This window comes from Neobacillus rhizophilus, from assembly GCF_018343535.1.
In the GTDB taxonomy this organism is placed as follows: domain Bacteria; phylum Bacillota; class Bacilli; order Bacillales; family Cytobacillaceae; genus Neobacillus; species Neobacillus rhizophilus.
This window is the reverse complement of sequence record NZ_JAGYPF010000008.1, coordinates 2,560-16,006: the sequence shown is the minus strand read 5'-3', so window position 1 is coordinate 16,006 and position 13,447 is coordinate 2,560. Positions and strand designations below refer to the sequence as shown.

Annotated in this window: 11 protein-coding genes and 8 tRNA genes; 1 reads left to right on the top strand and 18 read right to left on the bottom strand. The window is 41.5% G+C overall.

The window, feature by feature from the left end; all coding sequences use genetic code 11:
- The first annotated feature begins 34 nt into the window (after positions 1–34).
- Entirely contained in the window at positions 35–247 is a 213-nt protein-coding gene (locus tag KHA99_RS29155; protein ID WP_213121001.1) for a cysteine-rich CWC family protein, read from the top strand.
- A 42-nt stretch (positions 248–289) separates the two neighbouring features.
- Here the strand turns inward: KHA99_RS29155 and dacB are convergent, their stop codons facing one another.
- The 18 genes from dacB to KHA99_RS29070 form a co-directional block, all read right to left on the bottom strand.
- Positions 290–1,756: a D-alanyl-D-alanine carboxypeptidase/D-alanyl-D-alanine endopeptidase gene (dacB, locus tag KHA99_RS29150; RefSeq protein ID WP_213121000.1), complete on the bottom strand. Its 1,467-nt coding sequence runs from the start codon at positions 1,754–1,756 to the stop codon at positions 290–292.
- 82 nt (positions 1,757–1,838) lie between these two features.
- Positions 1,839–3,107 (bottom strand): glycosyl hydrolase family 18 protein, encoded by a 1,269-nt coding sequence (locus KHA99_RS29145; protein WP_213120999.1) that lies wholly within the window; start codon positions 3,105–3,107, stop codon positions 1,839–1,841.
- 148 nt (positions 3,108–3,255) lie between these two features.
- Positions 3,256–5,841 carry a DEAD/DEAH box helicase gene (locus KHA99_RS29140; protein WP_213120998.1) on the bottom strand — a complete coding sequence of 862 codons (2,586 nt, stop codon included), beginning with the start codon at positions 5,839–5,841 and terminating at the stop codon, positions 3,256–3,258.
- Between the two features lie 203 nt (positions 5,842–6,044).
- On the bottom strand, positions 6,045–6,128 hold the full coding sequence (locus KHA99_RS31645) for a putative holin-like toxin (RefSeq protein WP_372447649.1): 84 nt from the start codon (positions 6,126–6,128) through the stop codon (positions 6,045–6,047).
- A 106-nt stretch (positions 6,129–6,234) separates the two neighbouring features.
- Positions 6,235–6,426 carry a YbxH family protein gene (locus KHA99_RS29135; protein ID WP_213120997.1) on the bottom strand — a complete coding sequence of 64 codons (192 nt, stop codon included), beginning with the start codon at positions 6,424–6,426 and terminating at the stop codon, positions 6,235–6,237.
- Positions 6,427–6,582: 156 nt separating this feature from the next.
- Positions 6,583–9,252, bottom strand: coding sequence for a pyruvate, phosphate dikinase (gene ppdK / locus KHA99_RS29130; protein ID WP_213120996.1), 2,670 nt, complete (start codon positions 9,250–9,252; stop codon positions 6,583–6,585).
- A 4-nt stretch (positions 9,253–9,256) separates the two neighbouring features.
- Complete coding sequence (locus KHA99_RS29125; RefSeq protein ID WP_213120995.1) at positions 9,257–10,072, bottom strand: pyruvate, water dikinase regulatory protein; 816 nt, start codon at positions 10,070–10,072, stop codon at positions 9,257–9,259.
- Positions 10,073–10,094: 22 nt separating this feature from the next.
- Positions 10,095–10,730 carry a transcriptional regulator CcpN gene (ccpN, locus tag KHA99_RS29120; RefSeq protein WP_213120994.1) on the bottom strand — a complete coding sequence of 212 codons (636 nt, stop codon included), beginning with the start codon at positions 10,728–10,730 and terminating at the stop codon, positions 10,095–10,097.
- 160 nt (positions 10,731–10,890) lie between these two features.
- Positions 10,891–10,995 carry a zinc finger domain-containing protein gene (locus KHA99_RS31290; RefSeq protein ID WP_213120993.1) on the bottom strand — a complete coding sequence of 35 codons (105 nt, stop codon included), beginning with the start codon at positions 10,993–10,995 and terminating at the stop codon, positions 10,891–10,893.
- A gap of 107 nt (positions 10,996–11,102) precedes the next feature.
- Positions 11,103–11,176, bottom strand: a tRNA-Ile gene (locus tag KHA99_RS29110).
- 153 nt (positions 11,177–11,329) lie between these two features.
- A complete protein-coding gene (locus KHA99_RS31105) occupies positions 11,330–12,097 on the bottom strand; it encodes an NUDIX domain-containing protein (RefSeq protein WP_213120992.1) in 768 nt (255 codons plus the stop codon).
- 154 nt (positions 12,098–12,251) lie between these two features.
- A tRNA-Trp gene (locus KHA99_RS29100) sits at positions 12,252–12,322 on the bottom strand.
- 5 nt (positions 12,323–12,327) lie between these two features.
- Positions 12,328–12,412, bottom strand: a tRNA-Tyr gene (locus tag KHA99_RS29095).
- A 24-nt stretch (positions 12,413–12,436) separates the two neighbouring features.
- Positions 12,437–12,510: transfer RNA gene (locus tag KHA99_RS29090), tRNA-Met, on the bottom strand.
- A 17-nt stretch (positions 12,511–12,527) separates the two neighbouring features.
- Positions 12,528–12,603 (bottom strand) — tRNA-Ala (locus KHA99_RS29085).
- A 100-nt stretch (positions 12,604–12,703) separates the two neighbouring features.
- A tRNA-Leu gene (locus KHA99_RS29080) sits at positions 12,704–12,792 on the bottom strand.
- 5 nt (positions 12,793–12,797) lie between these two features.
- A tRNA-Gly gene (locus tag KHA99_RS29075) sits at positions 12,798–12,872 on the bottom strand.
- 16 nt (positions 12,873–12,888) lie between these two features.
- Positions 12,889–12,972 (bottom strand) — tRNA-Leu (locus KHA99_RS29070).
- Between the last annotated feature and the right edge of the window lie 475 nt (positions 12,973–13,447).

The following is a 13,447-nucleotide window of genomic DNA, read 5'->3' as shown; positions in this document are numbered from 1 at the left end:
TGAAATAAAAGACTTATAATAGGTGGGAGTTTAATTGGCTAATAAATATTGCCCAATTTGCGGGGAAGCTAACGGATGTATGTCAGGTGCAGGAGAACATGGAAATTGCTGGTGTGATGCCGAGAAATTTCCAAACGAAATCTTAGAATTAGTTCCTTCCGAAAGCATAAGAAGAGATTGCATTTGCAAAAAATGTTTAGATAAATTTCGGAAAGAGCAATTAAGCAGAAATACGATTAAGAAGTGATATTAAAGGGCAGTGAATCATTACAGTCACTGCCCATTTATTTTATTGGTTAGCCAATATTTTCACAAACTCATCTTCCAGTTTCTTTCCTTTTTCTTCATCCAGCAGATTGTTTAAAATGATTGAAAAAATTAATGTTTGACCGTTTTTTGTTGTTACATAGCCGGATAAAGAACTAACAGTGGAAAGAGTCCCAGTCTTTGCTTTTACCCTTCCTTGAACATCTGCGGTTTTCATCCGATAGCGAAGCGAACCGCCAGCCATTTTTTCAGGAACACCACTTACCGGTAATGAATTTTGATATGAAGAGAACCACGTTTCCTTTTGTACGACGAAAAGCAGTTTGGAAATTTCGTTTGCTGGAATTAAATCAACATGGGAGACGCCTGATCCGTCACGGATGACCATCGTTTTCGAATTTAACCCAAACTTCACCATTTCCAAATTCAAAACCTCAAGCCCCTTTTCCCAAGAGCCTTCACCGAGAACAACCTTTCCCATTTCCTTTACCAACATCTCAGCATGAACATTGTTGCTGAGCTTCATAAAGGGAACAAGTAGTTCTGACAATGGCATTGATTTGTGGGTAATAATTAGTATAGCATTGTCAGGTACTTTACCTGTCTTGATTTTCCCGGAAACTTTAATACCTTGTTCTTCTAATGATTGTTTAAAAAGCGCCAATGCATACCGCGTCGGTTCCCAAACGCCCACCCACTCTTTGACTGCTTTTGTTTTTATTGGGACAGTGCCTTCAATGGTTATCGTATTTTTTGCATGTTTCCGTTTGATGGTAATGTCTTTTTTATCATTTTCTCCAACCGTTACAGCATGATTGACTATTTTTACATAGCTGGTTTCCGGAGTAATTTTTACCTTCGGCTTTTCTCCTGCTTTGGAGCTTGGTGTCACGATAACTTCTACTGAACCTGAATCGTAGTCTGTAGTTGGTGATGCTGTCAGTGCTGAAATCTGTGCACCGTAATAAGTCGTTTCATCACTCCATGGCAGGTCAAGGGGGTATCGGACATCATCGAAGTGGGAATCATCACCTATTAGGTTTCCTTTTATCTTTGTGATACCATTCTTTCGTATTTCTTTAGCCAGGTTGTCAAAATTCTCTTTCATCAAGGTAGGGTCACCTTTTCCCTTTATATAAAGGTTCCCAGCAAGTGTTTTCTTTTTTACGGAACCATCAATATGTATTTCGGTTGGGAAGGTATAGTCTTCTCCTAAAACTTTCAGAGCTGCTGCTGCTGTAAGTAGCTTCATATTGGAGGCAGGTCGGAGCCGCACATCTCCATTATATTCATAAATCATCTTCCCATCTTCTGCTGACCGGATACTAATTCCGGCAATTGCCCCTTGCATCGTAAGGGAACTGCTCAATAGCTCATTAATCTGACTTTCTATTACTACAGACCTCCTTTCCGCAATAACCCTATCTTGCGCTATGTAATTAATAGTGGAAAATAAAATTATGAAGGAAAAAAGAATTCTTTCGAACAATAAATTTCCATCCTTTCTTTTTTCCTTAGAGTTTGTCCAAAACCTCCAAAAAATAGATGTACAGGCAAACTGGACAAAACTATTAAGTTTTTATAATAGCTATATGATCCCTTATATAAGCCCAATTTTGTGGAAATGGGAGGGTGATTTGCCAAAATGTCGTTCCAGCTAATTGATAAATATCAAGCAATCGATACTTTTCAATCAAGCTCCTGATATCTTCAAACCAGACAATACGTTCTTCCACACCACGCCAATAGCGGTACCAGGGCGATTTCGCAAAAAGGTCAATTTGAATGGGGGAACCAGTTGAAATTGCCCGATTTTGGGCCGCAAGAACTGACATAGCTTTTGTGGCATTCGTCCTTACTGCTTTATCATATCCATACAATGCAATAGCCATTTGCAATTTTCGTGGGGGTATTTGGGTGATGGAATACTGAATGACCTGCTCCAACCATGTTATAGGGGCAATAGGATCCGGCGGTCCGCCGGGATATCCGTAATCAATTGTCATGACTGCTACCATATCGGCCACCCGTCCGATTGCCGCATAGTCATAAGCACCAATAATCCTATTGGTAGGGATATCCTCTGTTTTTGCATGAACATTCACGTGTAAAACAAGGTCCCCTAATCCCCTTTTTAATTCGGTTAAAAATGAAATAAAATCTCTCCTTCTTTCCGGAGGAATAAATTCAAAATCAATGCTCACTCCTCCATATCCCCGCTGCCTCGCAAGGTTGAGAATGCTGGCTACCAAATTTCTCCGAAATTGTTGGTTTTCGAGGATCCTTCCCGCAAGATCGGGACTAAAGCCGGCACTTGTAAAATTTCGGATCATTAATAACGGTTTTATGTTTAATTGTTTACTTCTGGCTACTAGTGCTGCATCCTCTAATTCCCTATATGCAAATCCTTCGTCAGTAAAGGAATAAGCAACAATAGCAAGGTAACTAAGCTGACCGGCAACCGAGTTTAAGGCAGTTAAATTAGCACTTTCAGAAGAAGGAACTATAAATCCGAGCGCAGCCATTTGTAATTTAAGCGGAGAAGGAATGTGAATAATTTGACCGATACGAAGTTGGTTGGGGTGGATGCCTGGGTTTGCAGCTAAAATAGAGGCAGGGTCCGTATGAAATTGAAAAGCCAAATTCCCAATTTGGTCACCCGCTTTAATTCGATAGAATCTAATATGAGGAAGGTTATCTGGCAGGTAGAGGGCTAGGCCTGGAACAACGACGGATGCGGATACCAGCCCATTAAGATTGAGAATGGATTCAATTGGAACATTATACTTGTTTGAAATTGCCCATAAATCTTCCCCGGTTTGAACCACATGAACAGTCATAAATCCCCCTCCTTTCTAACATCATATGGGCAATTTAGCTTAAAATACTAATATCGGCAAAATAAACGCCCTATTTTTAATGCTAACATCCTTTCTTGCCTCTTCCTCCTAGGGCAAATAAAAAAGGCCCCAAACCAGGCCTTTAAAATTAAAACTCATCCTCATCATGCCAATATTTTTTAAACCGCGCACGGTAACAGGCATCACAGGTTGGAAATGGATGGTCCCAGGCAAGTCTTTTGCCGCAATTCTTGCACTTTTTCACAAATTTCTTGATGTCAGTTTTCAACCTTTCCTGGACCTTGTCACTGATTTCTTCACGCAGACGTTCCCAATAGCTAGCTTCGGTCGGCTCACCCAACCGGTATAAAAATAACAAATGCAGACCGATTGCCTTATAGCTTAATTCCAGTTCCTCCAGACTGCCTTCCTTTACAATTGGTTCCGGAAGCTCCCTTCCCTGAACAATTGCATACATTGTATCTTCCCACTGCTTCACAAGCGCTTGTTCATTTTTGGAAAAGGGCAGATGCAAAAAGCTGTACAAGTCTGTCAGTGTCAATCGCGCTTCGATTTCACTCCCGGCAATTTTTCTGTATAGTGACCGCTCCTCTGACAAGGAAGCCTTCTTTGTCCCTTTTGGGCTTTCAAATTTTTCCCACAGTGCAAAGAATGTATCCAAATCATGATAATAGCGTTGGAAACGTTCAAATACTGACGACGTGGGAGCGATAGCAAACGTCTGGACCGGCCGATCCTCCTGCAAGAGTAAATTCTTCATTTTTTTAATATCATTAGTAAAGGCCACCTTACCGACATCATAAATCCCCTTTCGTCCGGCACGGCCCGCTATTTGCTTCACTTCCTGAGAATTTAAAAGCCTTCTTCTCGTTCCATCAAATTTTTCATTTTCGAGAAAAACAATCCGGCGAATCGGCAGGTTCAAGCCCATCCCGATGGCATCCGTCGCGACAATCACCTTTGTTTTTCCTTCATTAAAAAGGTGAATTTGCTTCTTGCGTGTTTCCGGTGGCATGCTGCCATATATCATGCTGACTGAATGGCCGTCATTTTGCAGCCGAGATGCCATTTCCAATACCCGTCTTCTTGAAAAACAAATAAGGGCATCCCCTTTTTTAATATGTTTAATATGGAATTCCTTCGATTCCACCTCAAGAGGGGTATCGCGGCTATATTCATTAATCGTGATATCGGAATCACCTAAAAGCTCAAGCAGCATTTCCTTCGAATTGCGGCTGCCAATAATATGGACTTCCTCCGCATTTGCTTTGGTGATGGCCTTATACCAAGAAAAGCCTCGGTCCTTATCGGTTATCATCTGAGCTTCATCAATCACGACGACTTCGTAATATTCCTTTTCATGAAACATTTCAACCGTACAGGAAATATGGCCAGCTCCAAGGACAACCTTCTCTTCTTCTCCTGTTTTCAGATTACACGGTGTGCCTTCAGCATTTAATTTATCAAATACCTCAAGTGCCAAAAGTCTTAATGGTGCTAAATACAAGCCGCTCTCAGCATGCTTCATCCTCTCTAAGGCATGATGTGTTTTGCCTGTGTTAGTATCGCCAATATGCAGGACATAGCGGATGTGACGTAAGTTAAGGGAAGGGTCATATTCCGTACCGAAAATATCCCTCATAATCCGTTCTTCCTCGGACCTTTTCCGCTCCAGCTCTGCCAATTCTTCTGCCCGTTTTCGTTCTCTTTCCTCTAAATCTTGATCAAGCAGCTTCCGGTGAACTTCTTCATCAAATGGGATATCAACAAGCTTCAATAAGTCGGCAACGTATTCTTCTTGGATGTCCTCTAAATAATAACCAATTACATCATAAATCACATTAATCATACATTCTTTAACGAATGCTGCTGTGAGCGGCTTAGTAAAAGTCTCATTAAACCTCTCTTTCAAATCCTTAGGCAATTCCTGTAATACTTTATTAGGCAGTAATTCTGAAAGATAATCCGAAATCAAGCTTTCATATACATAGTAGTATGTCTCGTATTCAAAATAGCTTCGCCCCCACTCGTGAGGAGGTTTATGGATATCACCGGTCAATTCTTCGAAAAAATCAGCAACTGTTTGATATGAAAACGAATCAAACGAACCTTCTGAGACTAACTTCTCCTCCAGAGCCACAGGATCTATAGACTGAAATTTTGTACTCGATTCAAAATCAGCTGCTAATTGTTTCGCTGTGAATTGACGTATATATAAGTAGACACGTGTGTATTGTTCTTCGATGATGGCAGCTGCTTCGTCTTCTATTTCTTCACGAAATTCTGCTTTTTCTTCTTCAAGCAGCCTTTCTTGCTCCCTAATAAAGAAGTTTTCTTTTGCCTGCTCAAAGCGGGTTTGCCAATCCTCATCATGTTCTTTAAAGTTTTCTATAACCCAAGTAAGCGTATCGAAAGGTTGATACGTCCTCATTTCATCACGGAACAGCTTATTAATCAGCTTCCGGTCAACACCCTGCACCTCATAATCTCTTTCACTCAAAAATTGCTTCTTTTCATTTTTCGAGACATCGTTCGTTACTTTGTTTAGCCACACATTGATCCAAATTTGTCCAATGTACTGGCCTCTGTCTGCCAAGTATTGCTCAAAAGAAGGCAGGGTTTCACTGTATTCAAAATAACGTTCCATATCCTGCAATACTTTTTGTTTCGTATGTTCAATTGCTTGAGGGTAAATAGCTTCGAGCTTGCTCATATAAATCCCTTCTTTAATATAGATATTTTCTTTCTTTTTGCAAAAATGTTATGTATAATGTTCAGTAAGAAGTGCATATAGTAAAAAAGACCGAGCATGACGACAGGTACTCGCTCGGCCATGCAATAGCTGGTTCCCATCAAGGGGATTCGGCAAAAGAAGGGCAAAAATCCACCGCTTATGCTTGCCGGCTCAAGGGTGGATTATTTTTTTTGGTGAAAAGACAGAATTGTGATAATCAGGCTGGCAAACGAGACAGCTAACATCAAGGCCTGAAATACTGTCAAACAGCATCACCCCCTTTCATTCGGAGATGTGCCGTCCACCCTTGAGAAGTCCTATTCTATTGCAATTTAGATTATACCATTAAAAACCAAAACGAACAAGCGTTCCCTAAATATTATGTAACTCGCAATACTTATCCACTAATTCTTCAATTTGGTCCAATTCCGGAAAATTCCCGGCAAACTGAAATTGGATTTCTTCAATAAACTCATCCCTATTGTAGACGTGAATCGCCCCATTTTGCTGGATTACACTATATTCTGGTACAAACCGAAAGCCGCTTCGTTCAATTGCCCCCATTTTTATAGCCCCTTTAAAGTTTTTTCATAGTATTTGCAAAAAATATATCGCTAAACCCTTTTAAATAAACAAGTTTCCTTTTAAAGGATTGTATTTCATAACGGCAGATGACAAAAAAAGAACGGCACCATAAAAAGTGCCGCGCTCTCAATCAACTTATGCAGTTGTATAAACTTCCTCCCGATTTGCTTCATGGCGAATGGTGGCCTGGGCAGCAGCCAAACGTGCTAAAGGCACCCGGTATGGCGAGCAGCTGACATAATCCAAACCAGTCCGGTAACAGAAATCAATTGAGCTTTTCTCTCCGCCATGTTCCCCACAAATGCCTGTTTTTAAGGAAGGTTTTGTTGCACGGCCAAGCTTAACGCCAGTTTCCACAAGCTTGCCAACACCATCCTGGTCAAGAACAGCAAATGGATTCTCTGGCAGTACCTTGTTTTCAATGTATGCCTGCAGGAATTTCCCTTCTGCATCATCACGGCTGTAGCCGAACGTTGTTTGCGTTAAATCATTGGTTCCGAAGGAGAAGAAATCAGCCTCCTCGGCGATTTGGTCTGCAGTAAGCGCAGCACGTGGAATCTCAATCATTGTGCCGATTGTGTAGTTAAAGGCCTTACCCGTTTCTTCCTGAACACGTACAGCAGCATCGACAACCAACTGACGCATTTGCTTCAATTCATTGACGTGACCAACAAGTGGAATCATGATTTCAGGCTGGACTACCAAGCCCTTTTCCGCTACTCTAGCAGCAGCGTAGAAAATCGCCTTTGCCTGCATATCATAAATTTCCGGATGTATCATCCCAAGACGGCAGCCGCGGTGGCCCAACATTGGATTGAACTCATCCAACTGGCGAACCTTTTTCAGAAGCAGTTCTTTTTGCTTTAACTCTTCAGAATCCGGATTGAGAATTTGTAACTTTGTTACTTCTACTAAAAGTTCTTCTTTATTCGGTAAGAATTCATGAAGCGGCGGATCTAACAAACGAATCGTTACTGGTAAACCTTGCATTGCTTCGAAAATCCCTTCAAAGTCACCTTGCTGCATCGGCAAAAGTTCTTCAAGTGCTTCCATTCTCTCGCTATAGGTTTCTGCTAAAATCATTTTTTGAACGATTGGAATCCTCTTTAAATCCATAAACATATGCTCTGTCCGGCACAATCCAATACCACCGGCACCGAATTCAAATGATTTCTTGGCATCCTCGGGATTATCGGCATTGGCACGGACACCTATTTTGCGTTCTTGGTCTGCCCAAGCAAGAAGCTGCTGGAACTCTTCAGATAATTCAGGGTCGATCATTGGGATTTCACCAAGCATAATTTCACCTGTTGAACCATCAACCGTGATAATATCGCCATGTTTAACAACCGTGGCACCCACCATGAATTGTTTTGCTTTCATGTCAATCTTTAAGGCTTCACATCCGCAAATACAAGCTTTCCCCATACCACGAGCAACCACGGCAGCGTGGCTTGTCATTCCACCGCGGCTAGTTAAAATAGCTTGTGCTGCAACCATACCGTGGATGTCATCTGGAGTGGTTTCAGGAGAAACAAGGATAACTTTTTTACCTTCATTTCCTAATTGCTCCGCTTCATCGGCATCAAAAACAACCCGGCCGGTTGCAGCGCCTGGTGATGCCGGCAAGCCTTTAGCTAATATTCTTCTTTCAGCTTTGTCATCGATTCGGCGGTGCAGCAGTTGGTTTAATTGGTCAGGATCAACACGAAGCAGCGCTGTCTTTTTATCGATAATTTCTTCCTCCACCATCTCAACTGCTATGCGGATAGCTGCTTGGGCGGTACGTTTTCCGTTCCGTGTTTGAAGGATGAACAGCTTCCCGCGTTCCACTGTGAATTCAATGTCCTGCATTTCCTTGTAATGCTGCTCAAGGCGATGGCATGTATCCGAAAACTGCTGGTAAACGTCTGGCATTTCGTCCTTAAGGGTGGCAATTGGCTGCGGTGTGCGGATACCGGCAACAACGTCTTCCCCTTGGGCGTTAATTAGGTATTCTCCGTATAGAACTGGCTCCCCAGTAGATGGATTTCTTGTAAAAGCTACACCTGTTCCGGAATCATTACCCATGTTCCCGAACACCATACTTTGAATATTTACAGCTGTACCCAGATGATCAGGAATTTTATTTAAGCGGCGGTAAACAATCGCCCGTTGATTATTCCAAGAATTGAATACAGCATTGATGGCAAGGAAAAGCTGCTCTTTCGGATTTTGCGGGAAGTCCTTACGCGTATGCTTTTTGACAATTTCCTTATAACCAACAATGACTTCCTTCCAGTCTTCAGCAGTCATTTCAGGGTCAGAGGAATACCCCTTATGTTCGCGTGTCTCTTCTAAATATTGTTCAAAATAATAAGTATCAATTTCAAGAACCACGTTGCTGAACATTTGAATGAAACGGCGATAAGAGTCGTAAGCAAATCGTGGATTATTCGTTAATGCAGCCAAACCCACAACAGTTTCGTCATTCATCCCCAGATTTAAAATGGTATCCATCATCCCAGGCATAGAAAAAACTGAACCGGATCGAACAGAAACAAGTAAAGGATTCTGCGGGTCACCGAGTTTTTTGTCCATTTTTTCTTCCAAAAGTCTTAACGCCTCTAATGTCTGTGATTCTACTAAAGCTGGAATGGTTTTATTAGATTCATAGTAAGCATTGCAAGCTTTTGTTGTAAGGGTAAAACCATAAGGAACCGGCAGGCCGATTCTTGTCATTTCTGCTAGATTCGCTCCCTTTCCCCCAAGTAAATCCCGCATATTGCCATGGCCTTCATGAAATAAATAAACGAATTTCCCCATAATTTTATAAGCTCCTCTCTTTTTTCAACACGTCTAAAATTAAACCTGCAGTTTCTTCAATCGCTTTATTCGAAACATTTATAATAGGACAGCCTACGCGTTTCATGATTTTTTCGGCATAATCTAGTTCGTCAAGAATTCTCTGGAAGCTGGCATAATTCGCCTTTGAGCCCAGCCCAAGTGCTTTTAGGCGCTCAGTCCGAATTTCGTTTAATTTATCTGGTGAAATAATTAAACCAATACAATTTTTTCTCGGTATTTTAAAAAGTTCATCTGGCGGAGGCACTTCTGGAACCAACGGGACATTGGCCACTTTAAAACGCTTATGGGCAAGGTACATGGACAGCGGCGTTTTTGAAGTCCGGGACACACCGATTAAAACAATATCGGCCTTCATAATTCCTCTTGGGTCCCGTCCATCATCATATTTCACGGCAAATTCAATCGCCTCGATTTTGCGGAAATATTCTTCGTCTAATTTTCTCATTAGGCCAGGCTGGCGGTGGGGCTGTTTATTAAACCTTGTTGCAAATGCATTCATTAATGGGTTGAGGAGGTCCACTGCCATTATCCCCTCTTCCATGGCACGCTTATCTAAATAATCTTTTAATTCCGGAATGACGATGGTATAGGCAATGATGGAATGGTCCTTTCTTGCCAAAATAATCACATCTTCAATGTCTTCAATGTCCTCTACATATGAGTTTCGGCGAATTTCTACCTGTCCACCATTAAACTGTGTTGCCACCGCTTTTACAACGAGCTCAGCTGTTTCACCAACCGAGTCAGATACTACGTAGACAACTTCCTTTTGTACCAAAATCGCAGCAACTCCCCTTAATCTATTTTTCTTCCATAAATTCTAAATAGGCCCTTGTTATTGTCGTCTTGGTAATTCTCCCTAACAACAAATATGTATTATTTTTATGATCGACTTCCTTTACTACCGGTAAGGAGTCAATATGAAAATTAATCATTTTTTTGGCCGCTTCGAGCAAGGTTTCCTCTGAATTAATCGTGATAATATTAGGCATTCTTGTCATAATGACACTTACGGGCAATTCTTGCAGATTTTTGTTCCCAAGTGCAGCCCTGAGCAAATCCTTTCGGGAAATCACTCCTGCTAAGTTTCCTTCTGTATCCACCGCATAAAGTGTTCCAACATCCTCGAGGAACAACTGAACAATCGCATTATAAACAGAAGTTGATTTTTCAACCACGATTGGATGAGCCTTAAAATCGGATACCTTTTGCTGAATAAACTTCTTCGCCTGACGTTTTACCTCTAATTTGTCATTAAAAAAATACCCTACACGCGGTCTGGCATCCAGACTGCCGGACATGGTCAAGATTGCAAGGTCCGGTCTTAATGCCGCTCTAGTAACAGAGAGTTTCTCTGCAATTTCTTTACCGGTTATCGGGCCATTTTCCTTTACAATCTGCAGAATTTCATCCTGACGCTTGGTGAGTTTAATCATTAGCACCACCTTATTCACAATAAATATGTTATATATATTTAAATGTGCTATACTTATTTGTATATAGTATAGTACATTTAAACAAATTCGGAAACAATAATTTTGCAAATTGATTAACTTTTTAATAAAAAACCCCACCGGCAATCGGCGGGATTCAGAATCACTTTTGACAATTAGGGCAATAAAGGGTTTTTCTCGACGAGATTGTTTCCATAACAATCGTAACCCTGCATCTCTTACACTTCTGTCCTTCAAGTTCAGGCATATTTATTTCCTCTAAAACCTCTTTTCCTTAATGCTTTCCAAAACGTCTAAACTCAAATAAAAAACCGAGTCATTTTGAACTCGGTTTTTGACTGCTATTTATTGTAATGGGCCTAAATGGACTTGAACCATCGACCTCACGCTTATCAGGCGTGCGCTCTAACCAGCTGAGCTATAGGCCCATAATAAAAAGTAATTATCAAAGACGAATTACATTATAACAAGAATTCTTTTACCTGTCGATAAATATCACAATCTTTTTTATTATTTAGCTGATTGGCGCACTGAATGGCAATTTAAGAGAGATTCACTGCGCCAATCGGGCAGCACATTACTTAATCCCTTTCAAGATTACCTTCCATTCTTTTTAATAATTCATATGGACGGACCTTGAAAGCTTCGTAGGGAGCCCTATTTCCCGTCATTGCATCAATCACCCTGGGAATAAATTTGCCTCTTTTAATATAGTGAGAAACATTGGAAGAATCGAGTTTGACGAAGCGAACTTCCTTGGTTTCCTTGGATGTTTTAGGCTCACCGCCTGCATACTTCCCACGAAAAACAATTGAAACAGTATTTCCATTTGAATACACACCCGATACTCCATGCAACTCAACTTGAATGCCTGTTTCCTCTAAAATCTCCCGAACAAGTGCCGTGTCTAAAGTTTCTCCTTCATCAACGCCCCCGCCAGGAAGTTCCCACGTATCTGCTCTCCAATAAGTTTTTACTAATAAAGTTTCTTGGTTCTCGTTTGTAATATACCCACTAACCGTTATAGTCGGTTTTGTTTTTGTATATTCTCCAAATGAAGATAAATAATCTTTTCGAGTATCGATAAAAAATTCGTCTACATTCGAAATGCGGTTTTGTAATTGTTTATACATCTCATCTTTAATAACACGCTCTTCAATTTTTAAATATTCTTCATGATTTGGATACTCCCAAATAATCGTTACCTCAGCTTTCCCTTTTGTCATCCAGCGGCCGATAATTTTTGCTCCACTTTTTATTTTCATTGGAAAAATAAGTTCTTCAAAAATTTCATTGAATTCGCTTACCTTATCAGGAACAAGCAGAAAAACTTCTCTTATATAAAACATTTTTTTCCCCATTTCATTCAGTGTACAAATTAAATTACACCAGTTTACGCGTCTTAATGAAATAGGTTCCATTTGTTAGTTCAATACGTTTGAATTAGCACAAAAAACACCTCCCTGAAAATTATAGGAAGGTGTTCATTCTAAGATTTATAGACAGGGGCAGTAGGAATCGAACCCACACTGAAGGTTTTGGAGACCTTAGTTCTACCTTTAAACTATGCCCCTATAAATGGTGGAGGGGGACGGATTCGAACCGCCGAACCCTGAGGGAGCGGATTTACAGTCCGCCGCGTTTAGCCACTTCGCTACCCCTCCATTATATAATTTAAAAAAAAGTAATAGCGGCGGAGGGGATCGAACCCCCGACCTTACGGGTATGAACCGTACGCTCTAGCCAGCTGAGCTACACCGCCAAAAGCAAATATGAAAATGGTGGAGCCTAGCGGGATCGAACCGCTGACCTCCTGCGTGCAAAGCAGGCGCTCTCCCAGCTGAGCTAAGGCCCCATACATATTATAATCAGGAAAACAGAATCTGAAGTAAGCGATCCTTCGTCCCGAACGTAGTACTCAATCAAGCTAAAGCTAGTTCCCGTTAGAGAAATAATGGTGCCGAGGACCGGAATCGAACCGGTACGGTAGTCACCTACCGCAGGATTTTAAGTCCTGTGCGTCTGCCAGTTCCGCCACCCCGGCATGTTTGGAGCGGAAGACGGGATTCGAACCCGCGACCCCCACCTTGGCAAGGTGGTGTTCTACCACTGAACTACTTCCGCATTTTAATCTCTTTGATGCGGGTGAAGGGACTTGAACCCATACGGTATTACTACCACTAGAACCTGAATCTAGCGCGTCTGCCGATTCCGCCACACCCGCAATATATAATATTGCATATTGGGATTTCATTCCCTCAAAACTAGATAATACAGAAGAAGTTTAGTAAAAACGAGTTGCCATTTTACATTGATGATTGTCTAGCTCCAGCGTCCAGCAACTAGTGTCCTTCGGTCTTTTCCCTACGATAAGTCAACATCGATTCGCTAAAGCTCATCGTGTTTCCTTTAGCTAATCAGAATTTATTACTAAATTCTGAACGCATAAGTTCAACTACACCTCTGTCTGCGCCTAACGGCTTGCCAATCGGCGAGTTTACACTTATCTCAGTCAAAGCCCTCCAGGCCATACGTTGCTAACCGGCCGCTTCCGCTTTTCTGTTTGGTTAAGTCCTCGATCGATTAGTATCAGTCAGCTCCACACGTCACCGCGCTTCCACCTCTGACCTATCAACCTGATCATCTTTCAGGGATCTTACTAGCTTGACGCTATGGGAAATCTCATCTCGAGGGGGGCT

Excerpts from the sequence above, each read along its gene's own strand:
- KHA99_RS29145 (WP_213120999.1), bottom strand. The coding sequence starts at position 3,107 with ATGACTGTTCATGTGGTTCAAACCGGGGAAGATTTATGGGCAATTTCA.
- KHA99_RS29140 (WP_213120998.1), bottom strand. The coding sequence starts at position 5,841 with ATGAGCAAGCTCGAAGCTATTTACCCTCAAGCAATTGAACATACGAAA.
- KHA99_RS29135 (WP_213120997.1), bottom strand. The coding sequence starts at position 6,426 with ATGGGGGCAATTGAACGAAGCGGCTTTCGGTTTGTACCAGAATATAGT.
- ppdK (WP_213120996.1), bottom strand. The coding sequence starts at position 9,252 with ATGGGGAAATTCGTTTATTTATTTCATGAAGGCCATGGCAATATGCGG.
- ccpN (WP_213120994.1), bottom strand. The coding sequence starts at position 10,730 with ATGATTAAACTCACCAAGCGTCAGGATGAAATTCTGCAGATTGTAAAG.
- KHA99_RS31290 (WP_213120993.1), bottom strand. The coding sequence starts at position 10,995 with ATGCCTGAACTTGAAGGACAGAAGTGTAAGAGATGCAGGGTTACGATT.
- KHA99_RS31105 (WP_213120992.1), bottom strand. The coding sequence starts at position 12,097 with ATGTTTTATATAAGAGAAGTTTTTCTGCTTGTTCCTGATAAGGTAAGC.